Annotated in this window: 25 protein-coding genes, 1 tRNA gene and 1 pseudogene; 8 read left to right on the forward strand and 19 right to left on the reverse strand. The window is 39.0% G+C overall.

What is annotated here, in order from left to right:
• Nucleotides 1-50 precede the first annotated feature (50 nt).
• Nucleotides 51-1,244, forward strand: coding sequence for an acyltransferase family protein (locus tag BUC06_RS11650; RefSeq protein ID WP_073334064.1), 1,194 nt, complete (start codon nucleotides 51-53; stop codon nucleotides 1,242-1,244).
• Nucleotides 1,245-1,326: 82 nt separating this feature from the next.
• Nucleotides 1,327-2,064, forward strand: a complete 738-nt coding sequence (locus BUC06_RS11655) for an ABC transporter substrate-binding protein (protein ID WP_073334065.1) — start codon at nucleotides 1,327-1,329, stop codon at nucleotides 2,062-2,064.
• Between the two features lie 297 nt (nucleotides 2,065-2,361).
• On the opposite strand, the gene BUC06_RS11660 is transcribed toward BUC06_RS11655, so the two are convergent.
• Together BUC06_RS11660 and BUC06_RS11665 are read right to left on the reverse strand one after the other, a co-directional pair.
• Entirely contained in the window at nucleotides 2,362-2,811 is a 450-nt protein-coding gene (locus BUC06_RS11660) for a GAF domain-containing protein (protein ID WP_073334067.1), read from the reverse strand.
• A 13-nt stretch (nucleotides 2,812-2,824) separates the two neighbouring features.
• Entirely contained in the window at nucleotides 2,825-4,252 is a 1,428-nt protein-coding gene (locus BUC06_RS11665) for a nicotinate-nucleotide adenylyltransferase (protein ID WP_073334069.1), read from the reverse strand.
• Between the two features lie 54 nt (nucleotides 4,253-4,306).
• Between BUC06_RS11665 and BUC06_RS11670 the strand changes: the two genes are divergently transcribed.
• On the forward strand, nucleotides 4,307-5,074 hold the full coding sequence (locus tag BUC06_RS11670) for an MBL fold metallo-hydrolase (RefSeq protein WP_073334070.1): 768 nt from the start codon (nucleotides 4,307-4,309) through the stop codon (nucleotides 5,072-5,074).
• A gap of 68 nt (nucleotides 5,075-5,142) precedes the next feature.
• A tRNA-Leu gene (locus BUC06_RS11675) sits at nucleotides 5,143-5,224 on the forward strand.
• Nucleotides 5,225-5,762: 538 nt separating this feature from the next.
• Here the strand turns inward: BUC06_RS11675 and BUC06_RS24445 are convergent.
• The 3 genes and pseudogenes from BUC06_RS24445 to BUC06_RS24290 form a co-directional block, all read right to left on the reverse strand.
• Nucleotides 5,763-6,749, reverse strand: a pseudogene (locus tag BUC06_RS24445) (recombinase family protein); the annotation flags it as partial.
• Between the two features lie 18 nt (nucleotides 6,750-6,767).
• Nucleotides 6,768-6,929 (reverse strand): DUF2624 family protein, encoded by a 162-nt coding sequence (locus tag BUC06_RS23555; protein ID WP_117590505.1) that lies wholly within the window; start codon nucleotides 6,927-6,929, stop codon nucleotides 6,768-6,770.
• An 88-nt stretch (nucleotides 6,930-7,017) separates the two neighbouring features.
• Complete coding sequence (locus BUC06_RS24290) at nucleotides 7,018-7,908, reverse strand: Fic family protein (RefSeq protein WP_063970923.1); 891 nt, start codon at nucleotides 7,906-7,908, stop codon at nucleotides 7,018-7,020.
• 682 nt (nucleotides 7,909-8,590) lie between these two features.
• Here BUC06_RS24290 and BUC06_RS11695 point away from each other — a divergent pair.
• From BUC06_RS11695 to BUC06_RS11705, 3 genes are all read left to right on the forward strand, one after another.
• Nucleotides 8,591-9,001, forward strand: a complete 411-nt coding sequence (locus BUC06_RS11695) for a single-stranded DNA-binding protein (RefSeq protein WP_034979998.1) — start codon at nucleotides 8,591-8,593, stop codon at nucleotides 8,999-9,001.
• Between the two features lie 42 nt (nucleotides 9,002-9,043).
• The gene (locus tag BUC06_RS11700; protein ID WP_073334072.1) at nucleotides 9,044-10,117 is read left to right on the forward strand and encodes a DUF932 domain-containing protein; all 1,074 of its coding nucleotides are present in this window, start codon (nucleotides 9,044-9,046) and stop codon (nucleotides 10,115-10,117) included.
• A 61-nt stretch (nucleotides 10,118-10,178) separates the two neighbouring features.
• Entirely contained in the window at nucleotides 10,179-10,622 is a 444-nt protein-coding gene (locus BUC06_RS11705; RefSeq protein ID WP_073334074.1) for a JAB domain-containing protein, read from the forward strand.
• Between the two features lie 312 nt (nucleotides 10,623-10,934).
• Here BUC06_RS11705 and BUC06_RS11710 read toward each other — a convergent pair whose 3' ends face one another.
• Genes BUC06_RS11710 through BUC06_RS11755 form a run of 11 tightly spaced genes read right to left on the reverse strand, consistent with a single transcriptional unit; the run spans nucleotide 10,935 to nucleotide 19,894 of the window.
• The gene (locus BUC06_RS11710; protein ID WP_073334075.1) at nucleotides 10,935-11,375 is read right to left on the reverse strand and encodes a TraQ conjugal transfer family protein; all 441 of its coding nucleotides are present in this window, start codon (nucleotides 11,373-11,375) and stop codon (nucleotides 10,935-10,937) included.
• 12 nt (nucleotides 11,376-11,387) lie between these two features.
• The gene (locus BUC06_RS11715) at nucleotides 11,388-11,948 is read right to left on the reverse strand and encodes a conjugal transfer protein TraO (RefSeq protein WP_063970927.1); all 561 of its coding nucleotides are present in this window, start codon (nucleotides 11,946-11,948) and stop codon (nucleotides 11,388-11,390) included.
• 1 nt (nucleotide 11,949) lies between these two features.
• On the reverse strand, nucleotides 11,950-12,852 hold the full coding sequence (traN, locus tag BUC06_RS11720) for a conjugative transposon protein TraN (RefSeq protein WP_073334077.1): 903 nt from the start codon (nucleotides 12,850-12,852) through the stop codon (nucleotides 11,950-11,952).
• A gap of 19 nt (nucleotides 12,853-12,871) precedes the next feature.
• Complete coding sequence (gene traM, locus BUC06_RS11725) at nucleotides 12,872-14,167, reverse strand: conjugative transposon protein TraM (protein WP_073334079.1); 1,296 nt, start codon at nucleotides 14,165-14,167, stop codon at nucleotides 12,872-12,874.
• A 4-nt stretch (nucleotides 14,168-14,171) separates the two neighbouring features.
• Entirely contained in the window at nucleotides 14,172-14,441 is a 270-nt protein-coding gene (locus tag BUC06_RS23560; RefSeq protein WP_139263351.1) for a hypothetical protein, read from the reverse strand.
• An 11-nt stretch (nucleotides 14,442-14,452) separates the two neighbouring features.
• Nucleotides 14,453-15,076, reverse strand: a complete 624-nt coding sequence (gene traK, locus BUC06_RS11730) for a conjugative transposon protein TraK (protein ID WP_073334080.1) — start codon at nucleotides 15,074-15,076, stop codon at nucleotides 14,453-14,455.
• A gap of 12 nt (nucleotides 15,077-15,088) precedes the next feature.
• Nucleotides 15,089-16,081 (reverse strand): conjugative transposon protein TraJ, encoded by a 993-nt coding sequence (gene traJ / locus BUC06_RS11735; protein ID WP_073334082.1) that lies wholly within the window; start codon nucleotides 16,079-16,081, stop codon nucleotides 15,089-15,091.
• Nucleotide 16,082: 1 nt separating this feature from the next.
• Nucleotides 16,083-16,715, reverse strand: coding sequence for a DUF4141 domain-containing protein (locus BUC06_RS11740; RefSeq protein ID WP_073334083.1), 633 nt, complete (start codon nucleotides 16,713-16,715; stop codon nucleotides 16,083-16,085).
• A gap of 25 nt (nucleotides 16,716-16,740) precedes the next feature.
• Entirely contained in the window at nucleotides 16,741-19,248 is a 2,508-nt protein-coding gene (locus tag BUC06_RS11745; protein ID WP_073334085.1) for a TraG family conjugative transposon ATPase, read from the reverse strand.
• Nucleotides 19,245-19,577: a DUF4133 domain-containing protein gene (locus BUC06_RS11750; RefSeq protein ID WP_073334087.1), complete on the reverse strand. Its 333-nt coding sequence runs from the start codon at nucleotides 19,575-19,577 to the stop codon at nucleotides 19,245-19,247. The genes BUC06_RS11745 and BUC06_RS11750 overlap by 4 nt, the downstream gene beginning before the upstream one ends.
• Before the next feature lie 11 nt (nucleotides 19,578-19,588).
• Complete coding sequence (locus BUC06_RS11755; protein WP_073334088.1) at nucleotides 19,589-19,894, reverse strand: DUF4134 domain-containing protein; 306 nt, start codon at nucleotides 19,892-19,894, stop codon at nucleotides 19,589-19,591.
• Nucleotides 19,895-20,367: 473 nt separating this feature from the next.
• On the opposite strand from BUC06_RS11755, the gene BUC06_RS11760 reads away from it, so the two are divergent.
• Nucleotides 20,368-21,399 (forward strand): DUF2268 domain-containing putative Zn-dependent protease, encoded by a 1,032-nt coding sequence (locus BUC06_RS11760; RefSeq protein ID WP_228423707.1) that lies wholly within the window; start codon nucleotides 20,368-20,370, stop codon nucleotides 21,397-21,399.
• 100 nt (nucleotides 21,400-21,499) lie between these two features.
• On the opposite strand, the gene BUC06_RS11765 is transcribed toward BUC06_RS11760, so the two are convergent.
• The 3 genes from BUC06_RS11765 to BUC06_RS11775 are packed head-to-tail and all read right to left on the reverse strand — an operon-like array spanning nucleotide 21,500 to nucleotide 23,299.
• Nucleotides 21,500-22,123 (reverse strand): hypothetical protein, encoded by a 624-nt coding sequence (locus BUC06_RS11765; protein ID WP_073334090.1) that lies wholly within the window; start codon nucleotides 22,121-22,123, stop codon nucleotides 21,500-21,502.
• Nucleotides 22,124-22,134: 11 nt separating this feature from the next.
• Nucleotides 22,135-22,527, reverse strand: coding sequence for a DUF3408 domain-containing protein (locus tag BUC06_RS11770; protein WP_073334091.1), 393 nt, complete (start codon nucleotides 22,525-22,527; stop codon nucleotides 22,135-22,137).
• A 4-nt stretch (nucleotides 22,528-22,531) separates the two neighbouring features.
• Nucleotides 22,532-23,299: a ParA family protein gene (locus tag BUC06_RS11775; protein WP_073334209.1), complete on the reverse strand. Its 768-nt coding sequence runs from the start codon at nucleotides 23,297-23,299 to the stop codon at nucleotides 22,532-22,534.
• Between the last annotated feature and the right edge of the window lie 116 nt (nucleotides 23,300-23,415).

A 23,415-nucleotide genomic window follows, 5' to 3' on the forward strand; every position in this document is an offset into this window, starting at 1 on the left:
AATTCAGTTTATTTGGAAATTATTTCTTAACAATCAGCAAACACAAGTGAATGAAAAATAAATTCAGTATAATTAAATTAGATAGCCTTTATTCATTATTTTCTAAAGAACTAAGCCTCAACAGAATTTTTGGACTGGACATACTAAGATTTTTTGCTATTACCACCGTAATTATCTCTCACGGACGATTTATATTTTCGGAAAAGGTAGATCGCTTTTTTACATATATCACATTTGATGGAGTTACTATTTTCTTTGTTTTAAGTGGATTTCTGATTGGTGGTATTTTAATTAAGCAGCTTGAAAACAATACCCCCAGATTTTCATTACTTTTGGATTTCTGGGTCAAAAGGTGGTTCCGTACTTTACCTGCTTATTTTTTAATTTTAACAATTCTCACTATTTGCTATACTTTCACAGATCCCAAATTCTCTTTTGGAACTATAAAAAATTACTATTTTTTCTGTCAGAACCTATATTATCCTACTCCTGATTATTTCACAGAATCATGGAGCCTGAGTGTAGAAGAATGGTTTTATCTTACAGTTCCTTTTCTGATTTTTATCCTGACAATTTTCTTTAAATTAAAGCCTAAAATTTCAGTGCTGATCACAGCTTTAACCATTCTATTTTTTATCAGTTTTTTGAGGTATATGATTTATGCTGAAAAAGATCTTCAAAAGGCATTATCTTTTAATCATCAGGTACTTTTCAGACTGGATAGTATCATGTATGGCGTTATTGGAGCATATTTCAGCTATTATTACTCTAAATTATGGAAATCAATCCCAACAATTTTACTCATATCCGGTATCGCTATATTTTTAATTCAAAAGTGGATTTTTGTTTCAAATATGTTTCCTGAGCCATTGCTGCTTTATAATGTTGTTTTTGAATACAGCCTGACCTCAATAGCTACACTATTACTGCTTCCTTTCCTTTCCAATTTTAAAAAATCAAAATACAAGATAGCAAATCTGATCACTATTATTAGCCTGATCTCCTACTCCATGTATTTAACGCATATGGCACTTATCAAAGGAATTATTTTAAAAAGTATTCCCTGGACAGATTTTACAACTAATTATAATATTATATTGCCTGTCTTTTATTTTCTCTATTGGGCACTTACGATTATATTTTCAATCATAATCTATAAGTTCTTTGAAGTACCAACGACTAATCTTAGAGAAAAATTTGTTTTCAGTAAAAAAAATCAAGGTCCGGTTATGGAAATCAAATAATCTCTAAAGCATTATTTGGCTGCCGGATGAAGAGTTTTATGTTTTTAAATTTGAATAAACAACAAATCATTTTAAATTTAATATGAGAGTCATTTCCCTAGTTCCGTCTATTACAGAGGCATTATTTGATCTTGGCCTTACTGAACATGAAGTCATCGGCAGAACAAAATTCTGTATCCACCCCGAACAAAGAATAAAAAATGTACCGGTTATCGGCGGTACAAAAAATATCAATATTGATAAGATTAAAGCTTTGCAACCGGATATTATCTTGGCCAACAGAGAAGAAAATATCAAAGAACAGGTAGAAGCATTAATGGCCGATTTTAAGGTACTGGTGACTAATGTGGAAAATATTGAAGACAATTACTACCTTCTTAAAACACTCGGAAATATTTTTAATAAGGAGGAAAGAGCCCAACAGTTTAACCTGAAGATCTACGATGTTTTACAGCAGGCTCAACTTGATTTCCCGGTAAAAGCAGCCTACCTCATCTGGAAAAATCCTTATATGACGATAGGTTCCGATACTTTCATTCATAAAATTCTGGCAGAGATAGGTTTTGAAAATGTTTTTAAGGATCAAACGCGCTATCCTGAAATCCAAATGGAAGACCTTGCTGATGCAGAAGTTATTATGCTTTCTTCTGAACCTTTCCCTTTCAAAGAAAAACACATAGAGGAGATGAAGACTTTCTATCCTGATAAGAAGATAATGATTGTAGATGGAGAAGCATTTTCCTGGTACGGAACCCATATTGCAAAGTGTGAAAATTATTTTAAAGAATTACTGGATGAAATTCATGCGATGCAACGTTGATTTTTTTAACACAAAAGTTTTTTTTAGACACTTCAGTTATTCTTAAGTTAAAAAGCTTTTTGAAAAGAAGATCACTTAAGTTGTGCGAAAATGAAAGATGTTGATCATGACAAATTCTTCGGCCTAAAATTCCCCTCTCCTGGAGGGGTGGCGAAAATTCAATGAATTTTTGACGGGGTGGTCATCCCCCACTCTCTTCTCCCCTCTGCCAACCATCTCTTACAACAACCCTTTACACAAAAAAAGCTCCGATTTTAAATCGGAGCTCATATTTTATATTTCTTATTAAAATTTCAATTACAAAATTTTGGAAACTTCATGACAAAGCCATTCCAAAAGTTCACGGTCTTCATCTGTAAACGGATCTACCGTATGCGAATCGATATCGATCTGACCCACATTCTGGCCATCTTTGAAGATAGGAACTACAATTTCAGCTTTTGTATCAATAGAACAGCTTAAATAATTGCTCTCCTGATGAACATCCGGAACTACGAAGGTTTCATTGGAAACTGCAACTTGCCCACAAATTCCTTTTCCATAAGGAATGATGGTATGATCTGTAGGAGCACCCACGTAAGGACCCAGTTTCAGTTCATCTTTATCTCCGTTTTTAAAGTAGAATCCGGTCCAGTTGAAGTAAGAAATTTCCTGATCCAACAAGTGACATACCTTCTCTAGTTTCTCTTCTGTGTTATGTTTCGGACTTTCAAGAATGGAAGAAAGTCTTTTCTTTATTTCTGACATTTTATTTTATTTTTTAGGAGAATTGTTTGAAGGAATGTTCTTCTTTGTAGCCGAACATTCCACGCTCTTTTATCATTTCTGCCACCCCTTCAGGAACCTGGTTTTCCCAGCCTTTAATGCAGCATGTTATTTTTCTAAGGATCTCTCTTGAATAAATTTCCAAAAACTCCGGATTATGATTCGTAATATCTACAATACGGTTGTTGTGTTTGAAATATTTGTACAGCTCTTTAAGATTTTCTTCTACTTTAAGGTTGGCAGAATCCAGTAATTCATGAGTTTCAGGGTCTTTGTAAGGGTAAAGATATACTCTCATCCCGTTTCTGAAAAACTTTCCGAATGCTTCCAGAATCCCTCCTGAAAGGTCTTTATAATATTTCTCGTCAAATACCATCAGAAGGTTATTCACTCCCATGGCAACACCGATATCTCCGCTTGTGTACGAAGCAAAATAATCGATAAGTCTGTAATATTCCGAGAAATTTGAAATAATCACGGTATAACCGAGTCGTCCGAGAATATCTACCCTGTCCATAAAGTCTCTTTCGTCGATATCGCCATCTGCCCTAAGATTTGAAATGGTGATCTCAATCAGGACTTCTGTTTCTTCATGAGTACAGGTCGCATCTTTCTGAAACATCTCAAGACCGTTTTTAAGCATATCGATGTTCACTTTCGTTACAGGCCTGAAACTTCCTCGTACGGCAAATATATTCTTCTTGTACAGAACGTCGGCAGGAAGCATATTACTCCCCTGGGAATTGAAGATTACGGCATCTGTCATTCCATGTTTTACAAGTTGCAGCGACATCAATCGGTTATCAACATAGTCAAAAGCAGGACCACTGAAATCGATCATGTCAATTTCAAGACCGTCTTTGGCAATGTCGTCGTATAAAGATTCGATTAAAGTTCTGGGATTGTCGTAGTAGTTGAAAGCTCCGAAGATAAGGTTTACCCCAAGGTTTCCTAAAGTTTCCTGCTGTAAGGTAGCATCATTTTCATTAAATTTTACGTGGATCACGATTTCGTTGTAATCTTCGTTTTCTTTAGTCTGGAAACGGATTCCTACCCAGCCGTGGCCTTTGAGTGTCTTGTCGAAATTAATCGTCGTTACCGTGTTGGCATAAGAAAAAAACTTTCTGTTCGGATTATTTTCTCTTGAAATCCTCTCTTCGATCAACGCGACTTCATAACGGAGCATTTTACGGAGTCGGTTCTGGGTGACATACCTGTTTTTCACCTCTTTTCCGTAAATGGCATCACTAAAATCTTTGTCGTAAGCAGACATCGCCTTAGCAATTGTACCGGAAGCCCCTCCTGCTCTAAAAAAGTGACGAACAGTCTCCTGCCCTGCTCCAATTTCTGCGAAAGTACCATAAATAGTAGGATCTAGATTAATTGTTAATGCTTTTTGTTTAGGAGTTAGTTTCTGATACATTAGGACGTAAAATTTTTCGTAAATTTACCAAAATTAAACCAACCTCAAAAGAAAATGAAGTTGAAATTTTTAGGAACTGGTACTTCCCAAGGTGTACCCGTTATAGGCTGTACATGTGAAGTATGTACTTCCAAAAATCCCAAAGACAAGCGTTTCCGCTCCTCAGTAATGATTACTACAGAGGAAAGCAGAAAAATACTGATCGACTGCGGACCGGATTTCAGAGAGCAGATGCTCCTTAATCACGAAAATAACGTAGATATTGCACTTCTGACCCACGAGCACAATGACCATGTGATCGGGCTTGATGATATGCGTCCATTGATTTTTAAAAGTGGAAAAAATATGCCCATCTACTGCAACGAAAGGGTTGGCCAGGAGATCAAGAAACGTTTTCCCTATGCTTTCGCTGATGAAAGATATCCGGGAGCACCGGCTTTTGATCTTCATGAAATTGAAAATAAACCTTTCCATGTTTTGGATACGGAAATCACGCCTATTGAAGTGACTCATTACAAAATTATGATCCTTGGCTATAAGTTTAAAAATCTCGCGTATATCACGGATGCCAATTTCATTTCAGACACTGAAAAAGAAAAACTGCAGAATCTGGATGTGCTGATTTTAAACTGTATCAGAAAATTTGATCCGCATCCTGCCCATTTTGTCCTTCCTGATGTCATCGCCCTGTTTAACGAGCTTAAGCCTAAAAAATTATTTTTAACCCACATCAGTCACCACCTGGGACTGCATGATATTGAAGATAAGGAGCTTCCGGAAGGAATACATCTTGCCTACGATGGATTGGAGATAGAATTTTAAAATTTTTCCTCCAAAAAGCTTTTGAACATTAAAAAAAGTTTATATATTTGCACACCGATTTGAAACAAGCCCAGTTGGCGGAATTGGTAGACGCGCTAGACTCAAACTCTAGTATCGAAAGATGTACCAGTTCGATTCTGGTACTGGGTACAAGACCGGAAAGAGGTGATAATTCACTATTTTTCCGGTTTTTTTTTGCGCATAACTCATTGTTAATCTGATAGATATAGGTAAGCAAAACGTTGGGTCGAATAGTTCGATAATGATTTTCAAAAAATTCCAATTTTTCAGGGAATATCGAACTAATTATTTGACGTTTTAAAGTGATATCCCCACTACTATAGGCTTTAGCAAGATCTACAACGTTCGATAATGCACGGTCTAGTAGTTTCGGAAAATCTATTTTATTTTTATCTTTTACTTTTGTCAGGTTGCTTTCTAACTTTTCGATTTTGTCCTTGCAATCAGTTTTAATTTCCAAATAATCCTCATTATCAATGATCTCTTCCAGTAATTTGTTTCGTGCCGACTTTAACCTGTTATTCAATCCATCTATTTCCATTAATATCTTTTTTCTTTGATGTTGAGGATTATCGATAAACTTCTCAAAATTTTGTTTCAAGACCTTTCTCAAATATTTTTTAATGGACTCCCTCATCTCTAATGCTTGCAGTAATTCCAGGAATTTATTGTTGATGATTTCTGCTCTATAACGATATCCGCATGGTGACTGACAGTGGTAGTAATAATATTTCTTGGAGTGTCCTGTAGATGCACTGCCTGTAATTAAATGTCCACATTCCGGGCATAGAAGGAATCCTCTCAGTGGAAGATTATCGTCAGACAGTACTTTAACATTGGGTCTGGCAAGATTTGCATTGCCATTCATTATATTCTGCACTTTTTCGAATAACTCCTCACTGATCAAAGGTTCATGGATACTTGGAACATAATGGGCCTCTTCGTCATTGTATTGTTCTACATAAATTTTTCCGCAATATGCAGTATTCCTCAAGCCAGCAAGAAAAGAACTAACTTTTACAGTTTTCCCTTCCCTCCTATTCATCATATCCATAATCTGGCTGGCAGAATAAACACCTTTCGCCATTTCATTAAATGCCCATTTCATATTGGAAGCTTCCGGTTCTTTTTGAGTGACATACTTCTTCCCGTTTTCCGTGATCTTATTCACATATCCATAGGGCGCCCTTCCCATTAATCTTCCTTCTTTTCTGGCACGACGCATTCCATAGTAGGTATTCAAGGCACGCCTGTCATTTTCAACTTCCGGTGCTGCAAGATAGATAGCCAGCATCATCTTGTTCTCGGGAATTGAAAGATCTAAAGGTTGTTCAATGGCTTGCGGATCAACATTGAGCTTTTTCAGGATATTGATCATTTGATAGGCATCACCAGCGTTTCTGCTAAAACGGTCCCATTTGGTAAACAACAATAAATTGGTTTTGGAGCTCTTTTTCTTAAGAGTATCAAGCAGCTTAAGCCATTCAGGCCTGTTAAAGGTTTTGGCGGAATAATCTTCATAAATGACCTGTCCCACTACGATACTATTATTCTCACAGTATCGCCTCAGTCTTTCTTCCTGGTCTCTTTGGGAATAACCTTTATCTGCCTGCTCATCGGTTGACACACGAATATATAAATCGGCTTTTTTCATTTCTACAATCTTAAAATATTATTCATCTAAAAACTCCCTTATTGTGACTGTCAATAGCATTTTTAGAAATTCTACAATTTGTTCAGCTTCCTCAATAGTTAACTCAATTTCCTCCTCTTCTTTGAGAATTTTGATAATCTCTTCAGTGCTTATATTTTTAATTTCAATGTTCTTTTCCATAACCGAAATCTTTTAAATAAAAATATTCGGCTAATCCAACAACTATTAATTAATGTATTTAATTGATACACTTGGCTTAGATGTGCTTTTACTCTTGAATTTCAAAATATTTCAGAATGGCATTGTAGTTATCTTGGGCAGTTAGGCAGGTATCAAGAAGATAACCTCTAATATTTTCCCATTCCTGTAATCCTCTGTAATAAAATAGCTTTAGCTCTTCATCAATAATAAATGGAATAACGTTGTTAGCTAAGCATTCTTTAAACATAATCAATCTGCCAACACGACCATTTCCGTCTTGAAAAGGGTGAATAATTTCGAACTGATAGTGAAAGGCAATAATGTCCTCAATGGTTTTATTTTGAATATCGTTGTATTCAGATAAAATCTCTTTCATTCTAGTTGCTACTTTGCCCGGTGCTGTAGTTTCATTACCTCCAACTTCATTCGGCAATTTCTTGTATTCCCCAACATTAAACCAGTCTTTAGCACTATCAGATGTTCCGGACTTTAGTAAGAAATGAAGCTCTTTTATTAATGATTCAGTTAATTTTGATTTAGCCTTATCAATTATGAGATCAATAGCTCTAAAGTGATTTGTAGTTTCTATGATGTCATCTACATTGATACTTTCCTTCGAAACCCCGACCGTATTTGTTTCAAAAATATATCTTGTCTGATCTAATGTTAGCCTACTTCCTTCTATTCTATTTGAGTTGTACGTCAGATCGATCTGGGTTCTGTGATAAATGCCGCCCTTGAGCTTCATTTCTTTCTCTTCCTTCAGTTTGTTCAGCAAAGGATTTTTACTAAACTTCTTTTTACTTTCTTTTGAAGGAGGAAGCGCATCCTCTGGAATATTATAGGTTTTACCAGTTAAGAACGAACCGTTAATCCTGCCATGCGCACAGTAATTCCTGACAGTTCTTTCAGGTATGTTCCATTTTTTGGAAAATTCTGCTACTGATATATATTTCATAAGATTCTAGATAGCCTTCATCGGCAAAAATTACATTATTTATATGTGCAAATATATCATTTATTTGCCGTTAAAGGTAAATAAAAATAAAATCTGTTTTCGACAAGTTTAACAATTTATGCCAGCTTTCATTGTTATCCCTCTATTTACTTCATTTAAATTTAATAAACATTGACGATGCCAATAAATAATTATGGAACGGGATTTCATAATATGTTTTCACAGTAGAAATACGAGACAGCGTTTCGTATTTTCTGAAAGTTTGTTACCTCTTGAGAAATTGTTCTTTAGAGCATTAAACAAATTATCCTTATTCACTGTAGATTAGAACGTATCCTCATTTCGAATTCTTTGATCAGTTGTTTACTGATATGATTTTATTTCGATTTTACAGTCATAAAAATTTCTCATAATAAACCGGTAAAAAGGCAGCTAAGGTATATCGTCCATCTATTCTTCTGCCAGCCAAAAGACTACGGCATAAACGGTTTCCTCCCTGAAGGTACCCTCCAATTATTCCGTTTCCTTTTGGCTTTCCCCTTTGCCCGCTAAAATTATCTGCTTTCTTTTTTCCGGTTTTTCTTTTGAAAAATATTCAGCGAAGCCCAAAGGGCTTTCAGAGAAAGGACGGAGAAGAGATTGAGAACAGATCAAAATGTACAATCTTTAAAAACCTACGATTATGAACATTATCGGAAGACTGACAAGGGATGCGGAAGTGCGCAACTTGCCAAATGAAAAAAAGGTAGTTAATTTTTCAATTGCTACGAATGACAATTATCGCAACAAGCAAGGCGAACGGATCGAACAGACCACGTATTTTGAATGCGCCTATTGGATCTCTCCGAAAGTTGCGGACTTTTTAACAAAAGGCACTTTGGTGGAATTAAGCGGTAGAGCATACACCTCTGCTTGGTTAGGCAAGGACGGAGAGCCTCATGCAGGTTTGAATTTCCACACCTCACAGATCAAAGTTCACAGCAGTAATAAGCGAACTGAAAACAAGTCTGCTACGTCGAATAAAACAGCTGAGAAGGAAATTTCTAATTCTAATTCTAGTTCCAGCGACAAGGATGATGACCTCCCATTTTAAAACAACCAAACAAAATTCTCTAACAATCAAAATACCAACATCATGGCACACAATTTAAATTTCAACAACAGAACAGGAAAATATTCATTTTTCAGCGTACAGGAAAAAGCATGGCACAACTTGGGGCAGGTCGTAAAGGACTACCCGACCAGTGAAGAAGCCATCAAATTTGCAGGACTTGACTACGAGGTTGAAAAGTCTCCCCTGTTTACTAAAGGTGCCGGCATTATCGAAAATACCAACGGCATAGAAATGATCGATTCAGAATTGGAAGTTTCAAACTATTTCGCTAATATTCGCACCGATAACAACACCATTTTAGGCGTAGTCGGAAAAGATTACCACATCGTACAAAATCGTGAAGCCTTTTCATTTTTTGATGCTATTGTAGGTGGTGAACAAGGAATCTTGTACGAGACGGCAGGAGCTTTGGGAAATGGTGAACGCATTTTTATCACGGCTAAATTACCTGATTATATCCGTGTTGGAAATGGTGACGATATTATGGAAAAATATATTTTCCTAACCACCTCCCACGACGGAAGCGGAAGCATCACCGCCGCGTTTACCCCTGTGCGAATTGTCTGTCAGAACACTTTAAATGCTTCCCTAAAAAATATGAGCAATGTGGTGCGGATCAGACATACCGCAGGCGCAAAACAGCGTTTGGAAGATGCTCACAAAGTGATGGGTTTAGCGAATAAATTGAGTACTGAATTGGAAAGTACTTTTAATCATTGGGCAAAAATCACCGTCGGGGATGATGAAATAAAAAAATTAATTCAGTTGGCACTGTGTCCTAATAAAGAAACCTTGAACCATTTACAAAAAGGAAATTTTGATGATCTGTCAACCGTATTTAAAAATACCGTTGATGATGCATTCGCCTATGCGATGATCAGCGAAAGCCAACAAATGGAAACCACTAAAGGAACTTTGTTTGGTGCTTACAATGCTGTTACAGGCTATTTTCAGAACGTCCGAAATTACAAGGATAATGAAGCCAAACTTCAGTCCATCGTCTTGGGAGGAACCGCACAGTTAAAGTCTCAAAAGGCTTTTGACCTTTGCGACAAGTTTGCCCGATCTGGCGCAGAAACTTTAATTATGAATTAACTATCAGTTTTAAAATTTAAGTACGGGAAATTCAAGTCTCTGCCGTACAAGAGCAACTCCTATGAAATTTAATATTGTCAACGAGATAAAATTAAGCTATTCCAGAAAAGGAAATTCTGAGAAATTGGTCGGTAGTTCACGGGATGCCGTAGATGTATTCCGTCAGCACTTTGACCGTGATGAAATGGATTATAGAGAATCTTTTTTTGCCCTGTATCTCAATCAGGCTCATAAGGTTTTAGGGATCAGGAAAATTTCTGAATCGGGAATTTCTTCTACGGTGGTCGATGTCCGTATCATTATGCAGGCGGCACTGCTTTGCAACGCTTCAGCTGTGATATTGGCTCACAATCATCCTTCCGGAAATTTGAAACCTTCTGCCGAGGATTTGAAAATTACTCAAAGCATTAAAAGTGCATCCGAATTCCTTAACATTAAATTACTGGATCATTGCATCCTGACGTCAACCGGTCATTTATCGTTTGCCGACCAGGGTCATTTATAAATAGTTTTTGTAATTAATAAAATACACGGCAATATTAAAATTGTCGTGTATTTTCAAATTCGGGCGAAAAGACAATTCCTTCCGAAGGTCGGAAACGTCTTTTCGCAGATAGATATGATACAACTACTATGACCTGCCACACATTGCCGTCCAATTTCATAAAAGTTGTGAGGTTTGTGAATGAATTTTTAATTCATTGATGATGATCTTCAACATATCTTCCATTGCCGATATTGACCTGATTTTGCGTTGACCGTCCTAATAAAAAACGGCTTGGTTTAAAACCAAGCCGTCATAAGTCACTTAAAAATTTTACGACGCATTGTCAAATTCAAAATCTACCCTTTTTTCATTTCCAAAACTATCTTTGATCCAAATACTGAATTGGTGTGATTCGGAAGCTTTAGATGTATAGTATAATCTGAATTGCTTTTGCTTTAGTAGATACTCGTCATTCGGTAGATATGGTGGGTCGCTGTAATATTGAAGCTGACCAGCGCCTTCATACTGGAAGTAGCGAATACTGTATGTTGTTCCATTAAAGTTCGAAGGAGTAATGAGTGAAATACGAATTTCTATTGTTTCATTCTCTGCTATGTCACTGGGTACGGGCATTATTTGAACTTCAAAAGGAAAATCCTGTTGAATTTCCAGATCGTTGGTTTGACAGGAAGTAGAGACAAAACCGATTAATAAAATTAACATCGAATACTTGAATAATGTCAAGAATTGATTATTGATCAAATTTTTCATCCTATAAATTATTTAAAAATTATACCGCGTTCCGAAACCAAACAGCGACTGGAAGTGACCAAGCTGGCTGTTTTGCAAAAAGCGTAACTGCCCATTGACCAAAAAGACCCAATGGTCTGTCAGATAACTTTCTATGGACAGTTTACCATTTGCGCCGTAAATAAAACTCTCGGTTGAGTTAAGTATGGAGCCGTCGTAGATCATTTCATCTCCCCTATTGATCAGCTGATAACCTGCAATCCCGCCGATACCCACATTGATATTGACATTTCTCATCCGATCTCCCCACAGATAGAGACTGTAACCTCCGTTGAAGGTGAAAGTATCGATCGGAATATCATAATTGTTATATTCTTCGTATTTTCTGCTGTACTCAGCCAGTCCGAAAAGATAATTACCGTTCTTTGCGTATGAGATTAGCCCTGCAGTTAAGGCATAATTTTGCTTTTCAGGCGATTGCGGAAATACTGAATATGATATTTCAAATCCTTTTTGCTTGGGGATCATTTGCTGGGCAAACGACTTAATACCTATCGTTAGCAGCAATGCTGTTAATAAAAATATCCTTTTCATCTTACTTCGTTTTTATGGTTAAACCGCCGATCAGTCTGGCATTGATGAGGTCTTTATTTTCAAGCTGAATCTTCTGATGCCTTCCGCCATTCTTTTCCAGAATTTCAATTTCCAAAACCTGATCCTTTAAAAGGGTAAACTGATCCAGCAGATAAACCCCTGATATATCGGAATGGTGAAATGCCAAAGTCACTGGTGTGTAAACACGGAGCGGCTCTAAAAGTTTATCCTGCACAACCGTTCTTTTCAAATTCTTCTTATCAACAATTTTAAAATTGATCAAATCGATATCGAAAGACACATTGCTGTTATTTTTAACCTGTAATGTGAAATAGAATTTATTGTCATTCACGTATAATGCCCGGACTGAAAACTGTATACCATAGCTTTTGGAAGAGATGTGTTTAATGGTTCTACCGCTTTTTTCATAGAGGTTTTCCATAATCAAATCCGTAAGAGATGAGGAATTTCCATTAAGATCTTCAAACAGCACATCTGTGGAATATTGCTGTTCAATGCTTCGCTGCTGCTTTTGCAGATCATAGCTGAGTGCATCTGGGTATGAACTGTAATACACATTAAAGCTGTAAAATTTCCCGTCTTCGGTGATCACCGAAAAATTGGTCTCCTCTTCGAAATCTTTTACCGCTGACTTGATCCTTAGGACATTGCCGACAGGTTCTGCCTTGCTGGCGATCAGGAGATCACTCCCAAGGTCAACATAGCGAATGCGCGAGGGAAACAGCAGATGTGAGGTCTTGTTATAGGTGACCTGCATTTTGTAAGGTTCTAACTTTGCCTCTTCCAGTGGTTGGTACATTAAAATGGAATCCTGAGCAGACAGTCTGCTCAGCGAAAACATAAGTACGATCATCAATAGGTAATGGCTTTTTATTTTGTTCATTTTTTTATTATTTAATTGGTTATTTTTTGGGGACAAGAAACACCTCATGACCAGCCTTTACTGTAACTTTTAACTGCCTCACCCGTTTTTGAAAATAGTTTGATAGGCCTTGCACCAGACCCCTGCTCATATCTGCAGCAATCTGTTGACCTGCCGACTGCGTCATCATAATGTTGGTACCCGAAGTTTGCCCCATACTTCCTACAATGTCTGTCACTGCGTTTTGTTCCTGTGAAGACGGGATCGACAGACCCAGCTGCCCGTCATTGTCATGAACATTGATCTCTACAGGATAAATACTGCCCTGATATTCGATCGATGAGATGACCAGCTGCAGTCTCCCGTTCTGAAATTTACCTGTAGCTTTAAGTACGGTTCCAGATGGGATTTCTTTGCGGCCAACCACCATACGTTCCGAGAGCCTGATTGATAATGTACTTTCTGTAGTCATCATCTTGGTCTCTTGAACAATACCCTTAATCGCATTTTTAGAATACGCCGTGGTTTTGATATCAGTCTGAGCCCCGAATAATCTGCTATCATTCAGGCCAGCCAGAAAGGCACTGTCCGATGGTTCCCTGTACAATGACGAAACAACATTTAGATGGGATGGTTTTACTGCTGAAAGCAGTATTTTATTTCCAGATGACTGCTTCACATCCTCTTCCCTTGATGGAGGATCTTCCTGCCTACTACTTTGGGGAAGATATTTCGCAGCCATCTGGTAGGATTTTTCCATCAGCTCCAGCTGGTCATTGATCCCGAGTCCCGCAGGCGCAACACTGTTTTGGGAAGCTTCGTTCTTCAATCTGGAGATTTCTTTTCTGAGGTTATTCACTTCATGCTCATCCCTGCTGTAGAATGAACCCAAAGTCTGCTGTGCATTGCGGTAGCTATTGACCGCGCTCTGATTAGACTGTGACAAGCCATCTGATTTTTTTTTCAGTAGGGCTTGGTCAGAACTTTGGGCGATGTTGCTGCTGTCATTCCAGTAATCAGATAAACTGGTCATCGCGTTCTTCTTCTCCTCATTTTTTTGTTCCAACAGCTGCTGCTCATAAGCCTTCTGTTTATCAGACTGCATTTGATCATCCTTTGCCTGTGGTATTCCTGCATTGAAGCCTGACTCTTCCGCAATTTTATCGTCCTTGGGCTTAAAGATGAGGTAGAAACAGCCCGCACATACTGCTGCCATTAAAAAATAGATCAACGGTTTTTTAACTCGTTCCAATTGTATATTTTGAAGGCCTTTTGATTCCCGTTCTAATTGCGGTGAGTCGCCTTCAGTGATCTTGATTTTATCTGAATCTTTCATCGCTCTATTTTTTAATGGTTGATTCTGCTTTGTTATCCTGTGCCGATCTTTTCACAGAAGTATGATCTGAAATAGTGTTGATATGATCGATCAACATGGTATTGGTCTTATTCCCAGTCGACATACAAATATTGATAAGAACCGCTACTGTTAGTAAAGCATAACCCGCAAAACACAACTTCGTTAAGAGTCTCTGCCGATTCTTTGGAAGTGCCTTCCATTTTCTGTCTGCACACCAAATGTGGTATTGTATTTTATCTCTTATTTTTTTCATTGTTCTGATCTTTAACGTTCAACGGTTTCAACATCTTTATTTTCAAGGACGTTGAATTTTTCAATGGTAAATCCCTGGGGATTGCTGTCTGACCGCACGGAGTTCACTAATGAACAGTTGGTGATCAGACTTCGTATCGTCAGATTACTGGACCTGATAATGAACTGTCTTGCATACGTCTTGACCGAATATGGATAATTGTTAAAATCAGCCACCACACTGTCAACCTCGACCCTCTGCTGGATGTTCCCTGAGATGACCCTATTATAATAGCCCTTCTCCTGAAGGTCTTTATAATAATCGAATGCAGACTGGTCTGCCAGATTGAAAGCTCTTTTGACATTGCTTTCAATGGCATTTTTATCCGGTGCAACAGTGAAGAACAATTCATGGAATCGTCTTACATGCTCTCTCGCTTCAACGGGTCTGTTGATCGACATATCCTGCGAGAGTGCTACCATCAGCGACTTGCCGTTATCCAATACATAGATCTTCTGACGTTGTTCTTCAGCAAATTGGTAGGACTTGATAACAACAACGCCCACTACTGCAAAGCAGAGTACCGCAAAAACAAAGGTGAATAAGCGGATCTGCTTGAAGCTGCTCTCTATATTTCTTAAAGTTTTAAATTCCATTGGATCGTATTTTTATTTTAATAGTCTGCCTGAAATATTCCCTGTTGCCGAGCCTGCCGCCGCTCCTGCCATATTGCCAGATTTTGTGGCGGTCTGGTTGACATTGCGCATAAAGTTTCCTGCGCCCCCTGCCTGAATGATCCATCCTGTAACCGTTGGCACTGTAAAGTATCCGACGATCCCGATGACCATATAGATGATGTATACGGTATTGGAAGTATCAGGAATGAAGTTCGGGTCTGCCAGCATCTCAATATCTTTTTCAATGATGAGTGTTTGGATCTTGGCTAGTATGGCACTGAAAATATCAGCGACCGGCAGCCACAGATAAACACTGATATATCTCGTCAGCCATTGGGTCAGTGTGGTCTGAAAACCATCCCAGACGGAGATGGCAAACGCAATAGGACCCAAAATGGAAAGTACGATGAGAAAGAAGGTCCGGATCGTGTCAATAACCAAGGCCGCCGACTGGAACAGGATCTCAAGGAATTCACGAAAACCGTCCCTGATCTGCTTCTTGACATCAAACATCTCTCTTTCGATGTACATTCCGGACATTGTGACCAGGTCTGACGGCGACCAGCCCAGCTCATCTAGCTTCTTATCAAATTCCTCATCCGATATCAGATAGGCCATTTCGGGATTTCTGAGCATGGCTTCCCGCTCCAGAAGATCTTTTTGCTGTTGCAGTTCATGAAGATCCAAGACCTGATCCTCCAACATCGAGTGACTTCCCTGAACGATCGGGCTTAGCACACCGTTAATACTTCCCAGTACCAATGTCGAGAAGAACATAATGCAGATGCCGATGGCAAAAGGTCTCAGCATTGGAAAGAGATCGATCGGTTCGGCGCGGCTCAAAGACTGCCATACTTTGATGGCCACATAGAATAATGCTCCCAAGCCGGCAACCCCTTTTGCTACTGCGGCCATATCGGCACACAAGGGCATCATCTCATCATAGACCGAACGAAGGACTTCGTGTAAATTAGTGGTTTCCATCTTACCAGTATTTTTGGTTTGAAGTACCGTAAAGATCCAACACCCTTTGGGTGTTGTTCTGTTTTTTTGCTCTCAGATAGCTGACAGAGATGTTCTTGTTGGTGTAGTATCTTACAAGATTATGGTACTCTTTGACCTCTTTGTACACCCGGTCGATCACATCCATTCTTTCTTTGTCATTTAAAGAAAGTCCATTAGAAGTGATGATCTCCTTCAGCTCTTTTAGCAGTTCTGTACTTTCGGTCAGTAGTGCTGAGTAGCCGTTCGCGATCGCTGTCAGTTCCTGCGCGTTGAAGCTGGGATCGTTGAGCATCTTGCTAAAATTGGTAACGTATATTTCTGATACGTCGCCGACCATCAGGACGGTCTGCTGCACTTTCCTAGCATCTTTGACTAGATTATTGATCGCTTTCAGCTTATCGTAATATTCCTTTCCCTGTTCATAAACCTTCTTGACTTCGTTGAAGTTCTTAACAACGTTCGATACGGTTGATGAGGTCTGCACAATTTCATTGGCGGAATTAAGAATTCCCGATGCCAGATTCGCCGGATCGGTGACTACGAATTGTGCTTTTGCATAGGCTGTGGTAGCAAAAATGGCTACCATTGCTGTTTTAATGATCAAATTTTTCATTGTTTTAAAATTTTAAATGTTTGTATTATTTGTCTTTGGTTGATTTGATTCTCCTGAGAGAAATCCTCTTGATGGCGTGTTCCACATTGCCGTCAAGTTCAGACGCGAGATTCATGACTTCCATCTTCTCTGTTTCCTCAGTGGTGTAAGCGAGATATTCCTCGGTTGAAACTTCCGTAGCATAAACCGCAGAATGGGTTCCGCCCAGTCCGATCCACACCTCTTTGTACAATCTTCTCGGATCGTTGTTCATATTGATGGAAAGCACCTGAGATTTTTCTTTATCCGTGAGGCCAAGCATCGCCTGGATGTCATCGAATTTGTTCATATACTTTCGCTGATCCAAAAGGATCTTACAGTCTGAATTATTTATGATGCTTTCTTTGACGATCGGTGACTGGATGATGTCATCCACTTCCTGCGTCACGACAATGGCTTCACCGAAGAATTTCCTGACCGTCTTGAACAGATATTTGATATACTCTGCCATCCCCTCTTTGGCAATTGCTTTCCAAGCTTCTTCGATCAGGATGAGTTTTCTGATGCCCTTGAGCCTTCGCATCTTATTGATGAAAACCTCCATAATGATAATGGTCACGATCGGGAACAGGATCTTGTGGTCTTTGATCGCATCGATCTCAAACACGATGAAACGTTTCGACAAGAGATCAAGTTGCTTTTCTGAATTCAACAGGTAATCGTATTCACCACCTTTGTAATAAGGCTCCAGCACATTGAGAAAGTTGGCAATGTCAAAGTCCTTTTCCCGGACCTTCTTCAGTTCCAGAACTTTCTGGTAGTCATCTTTTACATAGTCATAGAATCCGTTGAAAGACGGAAATTGAGCACTGCGTTTGATCTGTTCAATATAACCGCTTACCGCATTGGACAGTGCTACTTCTTCCGAACGGGTTGGTGGTTCATCATCCCTTTTCCATAAGGTAAGAATCAGGGTTTTGATACTTTCCCGTTTTTCAATGTCAAAGACACCGTCATCGGTATAGAATGGATTAAAAGCGATCGGATTATCTTCGGTATAGGTAAAATACACACCGTCCTCCCCTTTCGTCTTGCCCTTTATCAGTTCGCACAATCCTTGGTAAGAATTTCCTGTATCCACCAGCAATACGTGAGCACCCTGTTCATAATACTGCCTGACCATATGGTTGGTGAAAAAAGATTTACCACTTCCGGACGGTCCCAAAATAAATTTGTTCCTATTGGTGATGATCCCCTGTTTCATTGGGAGATCGGAGATATCCAGATGAATGGGTTTTCCGGTCAGCCGGTCGGCCATCTTGATCCCGAACGGTGAGGGTGAATCCTGATAATTGGTTTCCTCCGTGAAGAAACACAAGGCCGGTTCGATGAAGGTGTAAAAGCTTTCCTCACTTGGAAAGTCACCCGCATTCCCGGGAATCCCTGCCCAATATAGGGTTGCCGTATCCGTGGTATTGTGGCGTGGCTTGCATTCCATTAAGGCTAAGGCACTGCCGGTATCATTCTTTAGCTGTTTCAATTCTGAAGTATTATCAGACCATGACATCACATTGAAATGAGCACGGATGGATTGCAGACCGTAAGAATGGGCTTCATTCAAATACTTTTCAATCCATTCCTTGTTGATCTGATTGGCTCTGCTGTACCTTGCCAATGAATGCATGTTTCGCGCGGACTTTTCGAATTTACTCAGGTTCTCATCGCTGTTATCAATGAACAGATATTGGTTGTAAATATGATTGCAGCTCAACAGCAGTCCTACAGGAGAAGCAAACGAAAGCAGACAGTCACTTCTGTCGGTGCTTAGTTTTTCATATCGGCTGTGTGATGAAACTGTGCCGGGAAGATCATCGGTATCGGATAATGTATGCATACTGATCCGATTGTTACCAATCCGCATTTCTTCCGATCCTAGCTTGATATCCTGCAAAGAGGGATTCGGTTCTCTTGATAAGGTCAGGTACTGTTCTAATATTCCGGATTGGTCGTCGGTTCCTGAGATCTCATCTTCGGTCATCCGTTCCAGATGGACATAGCCGCTGTCATTCATAATTCTTTCAAACTGGTCGACAGCTTCCATAAAGCGACTGATAACCTCTCGGTCTTTGATCTCTTTTGGGATCAGTTTGCCCTTGCACAGCGAGGAAAAGTTGCTCTGCATCCGCATTCTTTCCCTACTGGTTTTCGTAATGAACAGATAGCAGTAATGGTTTAAGAATGGTCTCTCATTGAAATGTCTTTCAAAAGATTTTGACAGAAAACTCTGGTCTTCTTTAGGCAAATCAGGATTGTAGTTTTCTTTGATAAACCAGTCTTGCTTATGCACAACCGTAAAATCAGGCAGGGTCTTGATAGCTTTGAACCAGGCTGAATGCATCGCTTCATACTCAGCGGAGGCCACTGTGAATAGTTCTGGAAGTCTGACCTTGAAGCAAACCGTGACATCCGCATCTTTGGAAATAATACAGTCGTTCTCAATCGCAAGCAGTGGAAATTTACTCTCCAGCGTTGCGGCTTTGGAGGTATTTCTCATACGGATGCTTTTTGACGGTTAGTTTTTATGTAGCGGTATATGCACTTTCTACTGATGATGTATCTGGGATGCTTCTTTTGAGCACCTAATTTCATCAGGCCGTGTTCTCCATATTTTCCGTTCAGTGAGAAGGTCTGCCAGATCAGGATTCCACTGCTGGCTCCGCCAAGCGTGAGGCAGAGATAGGTATTGACACCGGCCATGTACATGACCATCACGAATACGAGTATCCCCAACAATCCCCCTGCAAAAATGAACAGATATTGTGCTTTTAACCCTTTGAACTCAACCGTCCTTCCGATGCCTTTGTTGATATGATAGGTATTCATAATCAAAAATTTTAAAGGAAAAATGAACGAAGGATCGTTGCTGCCACGATCAGGAATATACACGCGCCAAACCAGCTGGCAGCGGTCTTGCTGGTGTCGGGATCGCCGCTGCTGAACTTGTTGTAGACCTTAACACCGCCTATCAGTCCGACAACCGCCCCTATGGCATAGATCAACTGGGTAGCCGGTTCAAAATAGGAGGTCACCATTTGCGTGGCCTCGTTGATTCCTGCGGTACCATTGCCTTGGGCAAAGGCACCTGTTACTGCTAAAAAGCTTAGACCTAATAGCAGTAGTTTTTTTCTTTGTTTTTTCATAATTGAAACACATCAATTTGTTATGGTGTGCCGCACTTTGCGGAACTATGGGACAAAGATGTCAGGGTCTTAGAATCATTTTAGGAGAATGGCAGTATGGGGAATTCTTTGGCTTTTAACTAACAATGAACGTTAGTTAAATAAGACAGTCTAAAGCCAAAGTCTTGTCGCAATTGATCAAAACCGATAAGGCAGAGATCGAAGGTTTTTTCGGATAAAATCTTTGAAGAATGAAGCAATTTTATGAAACCTTTAAGGAGGGTTCCAAAAGTCTCAACATTGTTGAGAGAAACCAACACGAACATCGCCAATACCATTAAGTACAGCTATGTCTTTGATTTTTTGTTATGTGTTCAAAATACTTTCGTAATTGCTTTACAGAAATGAATTAATAATATCTTTTGAATAGGCTATGTAATATTAGAACCTTTCCAATTGTCATACTAAAAACATCTTTGAATTTATAAAAATAGATGACCAAAGAACTACCATCGATTATGAAGAAAATATTTTTGTTAACAATTAGCGTACTGCTCTTTAGCTGCATTGCACGCAAAAAGGACACATCCGATTTTGATTTCAGAAGGATTGAGAAAGTTGCGGATAGCATAAAAATTCAGAATATTACAGTCCATAACCTGTTTAAATCCCAGATCTTGGCACATAGATCTAAGGATTTTGATTCAACAATGATCGTTAGCAAAGTTTATCTGCCCCATAGGAAACTTTGGGACAGCTGCTATGGTGCTATCTTTGGAGAGGATAACGGAAAGATGTTTAACAATGAAAAGGGTATGATGGATTGGAATAGAACGCTTCTCGAAAAAGAAAAATCATTAATAGTAGAACGAACCAACTTATTGTTAAAATTAAACATAGACAAGTTGCTTAAAACTAATCTTAAGAAATTTAATCGGCTTGTTCCTGAAAGTCCGACAGCCAAGATGAGTATTGTTTTAACTCCTTTCGACGGAATCGGTTTCGGGGGATGTAATTTCGAACAGTTTGCGCTGGAACTCAATAATAAATCTTTGGATATTGATCACACCTTAAACAAGGGGCTGCCTCATGAATTAAATCATTTGGTGTATGAAAAATATAGAAATAAGCGTTCAGATAAAGACACGGCCCTTAGCCAAACTATTGATGAGGGATTCGCTTGTTATTTCACCTATATCTTTTTTGATAGAAAAATCACTCCATACGAGGCAGTGGAAAACATGTCGAAAGCAGAATGGGAATGGTTTATGAAACACGAAAAAGAGATCTACACAAAAAATAGATCGTATTTTTCAGATAAGTCCGGAGATAATCCCCTACTAAGAAACGATAAACTAAAAATTTTTCCTGATGCTCCAAAATCTTTATACTATTGGCTGGGTTTTAGGATCATTTCTAAATATGTTGAAAAATATGGTGCTGACTCCTGGAAGGATATTTATAAGCTGACACCTGAGGAAGTTCTTGCCAAGAGTGAATATGAGAGTTATATTGAGAATCTGTAACGATAAATGATACTATTGGTAATTAAGACAGGAATTATGCACAAGATTTATCGTTAGAAGCTTTTCTATGGTAATATTACAAAATGAAAAAGGAGTCTGATTAAACAAACTCCCCAATATCGAAACCTTCTGCATTATCTTTACGCTTAAAAGAAATTTCCTCATCTTCATCTGAAATACTCTGGCTCAGCAAAACTGCAATTCGCTTTGAAGCGCCATCCAACGAATTTTCTAAAAGATCAAAAAGCTCGGTTCCCTGAATTTTTTGAATAATGGTAACTGCTTGTTGTTCTAAGTCAGGCTCCAGCACATCTTGCTGAAGCAGCTGTCCCGCAGTACTCAATTCCTGAAAGGTAACCCCTGTAGCAAACCCGCTTTCTATTTTAGAATCATCCTGGTACTGCCAGTCTTCTTCCTCGTATTCCCAATCATTATTTTTGACTAGTATCTCGTCAAGTTCTTTCTTTGAAGCCGTATTTTCAAATACCTCCTCCTTGGTTTCTGAATCAAAATTATCTGCTGTAGGCGAGATAGAGTCGCCTTGGCGTTCATCGATATCAAATGGCATTGGTTTTCTCTCTTCTATCTTTGTTTTTCCCATAATAGAGGGCACAGTTAGGTGAGCTTCGGCACTTTTTTCCTTTGGATGCTGATTTGTAAATTTCTTATCCCACAGTAGTAAGATAATAATCAGTAATAGCCCTATGATGATAAATTGTTCCATAAGATGATAGATTAAAAGATTGGACGGTATTTATTATTGAAATCATCGGTGATCTCTTTTTCAAAAGTTTCGAAGTGATGCGCTAATACATTGTCGAGATATGCGTACAGAGGGATCTGGTCGTCGGCAATGATCTGGATGATTCGGGAAAGTCGCTCATGATATTCAGGACGGATGTAGATACTCTTATCACCACGCTTGGTCATCGTGTGATGGGTCAAAAACTGCTCAGCGTAAGTGTTTCCAATGCTTTTTTTGCTTTTTATTTTTTGTTTGACCTCCTGTTTTTCCTGTCGGGACTGCGGCTCCTGGTTCGGAGACTCATTCTTTGTGCTGCCCGCCATAATGGACATCAGATATTGTTCGTCGATGCTTTTGTCTTCCTTATTATTTTTACTTTCCATACCCTTATAATTTGACAATATTTAAAAACTCCTCCATAAACTGATCGAGCCGGCATAATGACATTAGTTTAGGGTCTGCCGGCAGTAATGTCGAGCGGAAAACGGTTTTTGCGACCGTCTCACCTTCTTTACGAAATCTCTTGCTGTCTGTGATAGAGGTTTTCATCAGTTGAAGCCCAAGATCTTTGATCACTTTCTCATAGTTTTCATACAAAAGTGTTCGCTCCCTGCCATCGACCTGATTCCAGAAAAGATGGATGCTTTTGATCTCGGTATGCTTTTTCTTCATCAGGACATTGGTCAGAACATCCGTGAAACTCAGGGTGCTTTCAAGAACAACCCGGTCTGCCGTGATAGGGGAAAAAATATGATGGACATTGGCGAGCGTACTTAAAATGCCAGCCGTATTGACTGTTCCGGGCAGATCCAGAAAAATAACGTCTGGTGATAGTGCTGAATTAGCAACATATCCTTCAAGCTCTTCCAAAACCGTATCGGTCTTGCTCTGGAAAACAGGATAGGCTTTTTTATTGATACTGGTAAACTGCTTGTGAGCGATTTTTTTTAGCACCTCATTTTGCATCACTGTTTTAAGATCCCTTTCTCTCATCTGTACCAAACTGTACTGCGGGAAATCACAGTCGAACACTGCGACTTGATACCCTAAGCGGTAATGAAGAATACTGGCTAAAAGTGCTGTGAAAGTACTTTTGCCTACCCCTCCCTTTTGAGTAGAAAAGGCAATAATTATTGGTTGTTGTTTTGTTTCCATTTTTTTGATTTTATAGTTGAACATTAGTTAAAGGTAATTGTAGAATGACTTATGGCGAGAAGGATTGCGCTACTTCCAGCTTTCCTTAAATCTTGCACAACTGAAAGCATATCTGA

Origin of the sequence: Chryseobacterium carnipullorum (assembly GCF_900142785.1) — a bacterium.
GTDB classification, from domain to species: Bacteria; Bacteroidota; Bacteroidia; order Flavobacteriales; family Weeksellaceae; genus Chryseobacterium; species Chryseobacterium carnipullorum.

Excerpts from the sequence above, each read along its gene's own strand:
- traJ (WP_073334082.1), bottom strand. The coding sequence starts at position 16,081 with ATGGAAACCACTAATTTACACGAAGTCCTTCGTTCGGTCTATGATGAG.
- traM (WP_073334079.1), bottom strand. The coding sequence starts at position 14,167 with ATGAAAGATTCAGATAAAATCAAGATCACTGAAGGCGACTCACCGCAA.
- BUC06_RS11770 (WP_073334091.1), bottom strand. The coding sequence starts at position 22,527 with ATGGAAAGTAAAAATAATAAGGAAGACAAAAGCATCGACGAACAATAT.
- traN (WP_073334077.1), bottom strand. The coding sequence starts at position 12,852 with ATGAACAAAATAAAAAGCCATTACCTATTGATGATCGTACTTATGTTT.
- BUC06_RS11745 (WP_073334085.1), bottom strand. The coding sequence starts at position 19,248 with ATGAGAAATACCTCCAAAGCCGCAACGCTGGAGAGTAAATTTCCACTG.
- BUC06_RS11765 (WP_073334090.1), bottom strand. The coding sequence starts at position 22,123 with ATGGAACAATTTATCATCATAGGGCTATTACTGATTATTATCTTACTA.
- BUC06_RS23555 (WP_117590505.1), bottom strand. The coding sequence starts at position 6,929 with ATGGAAAAGAACATTGAAATTAAAAATATAAGCACTGAAGAGATTATC.
- BUC06_RS11670 (WP_073334070.1), top strand. The coding sequence starts at position 4,307 with ATGAAGTTGAAATTTTTAGGAACTGGTACTTCCCAAGGTGTACCCGTT.
- BUC06_RS11740 (WP_073334083.1), bottom strand. The coding sequence starts at position 16,715 with ATGAAAAATTTGATCATTAAAACAGCAATGGTAGCCATTTTTGCTACC.
- BUC06_RS11755 (WP_073334088.1), bottom strand. The coding sequence starts at position 19,894 with ATGAAAAAACAAAGAAAAAAACTACTGCTATTAGGTCTAAGCTTTTTA.
- BUC06_RS11695 (WP_034979998.1), top strand. The coding sequence starts at position 8,591 with ATGAACATTATCGGAAGACTGACAAGGGATGCGGAAGTGCGCAACTTG.
- traK (WP_073334080.1), bottom strand. The coding sequence starts at position 15,076 with ATGGAATTTAAAACTTTAAGAAATATAGAGAGCAGCTTCAAGCAGATC.
- BUC06_RS24290 (WP_063970923.1), bottom strand. The coding sequence starts at position 7,908 with ATGAAATATATATCAGTAGCAGAATTTTCCAAAAAATGGAACATACCT.
- BUC06_RS11705 (WP_073334074.1), top strand. The coding sequence starts at position 10,179 with ATGAAATTTAATATTGTCAACGAGATAAAATTAAGCTATTCCAGAAAA.
- BUC06_RS11710 (WP_073334075.1), bottom strand. The coding sequence starts at position 11,375 with ATGAAAAATTTGATCAATAATCAATTCTTGACATTATTCAAGTATTCG.
- BUC06_RS11700 (WP_073334072.1), top strand. The coding sequence starts at position 9,044 with ATGGCACACAATTTAAATTTCAACAACAGAACAGGAAAATATTCATTT.
- BUC06_RS11660 (WP_073334067.1), bottom strand. The coding sequence starts at position 2,811 with ATGTCAGAAATAAAGAAAAGACTTTCTTCCATTCTTGAAAGTCCGAAA.
- BUC06_RS11715 (WP_063970927.1), bottom strand. The coding sequence starts at position 11,948 with ATGAAAAGGATATTTTTATTAACAGCATTGCTGCTAACGATAGGTATT.
- BUC06_RS11760 (WP_228423707.1), top strand. The coding sequence starts at position 20,368 with ATGACCAAAGAACTACCATCGATTATGAAGAAAATATTTTTGTTAACA.
- BUC06_RS11775 (WP_073334209.1), bottom strand. The coding sequence starts at position 23,299 with ATGGAAACAAAACAACAACCAATAATTATTGCCTTTTCTACTCAAAAG.
- BUC06_RS11750 (WP_073334087.1), bottom strand. The coding sequence starts at position 19,577 with ATGAATACCTATCATATCAACAAAGGCATCGGAAGGACGGTTGAGTTC.
- BUC06_RS11655 (WP_073334065.1), top strand. The coding sequence starts at position 1,327 with ATGAGAGTCATTTCCCTAGTTCCGTCTATTACAGAGGCATTATTTGAT.
- BUC06_RS23560 (WP_139263351.1), bottom strand. The coding sequence starts at position 14,441 with ATGAAAAAAATAAGAGATAAAATACAATACCACATTTGGTGTGCAGAC.
- BUC06_RS11665 (WP_073334069.1), bottom strand. The coding sequence starts at position 4,252 with ATGTATCAGAAACTAACTCCTAAACAAAAAGCATTAACAATTAATCTA.
- BUC06_RS11650 (WP_073334064.1), top strand. The coding sequence starts at position 51 with ATGAAAAATAAATTCAGTATAATTAAATTAGATAGCCTTTATTCATTA.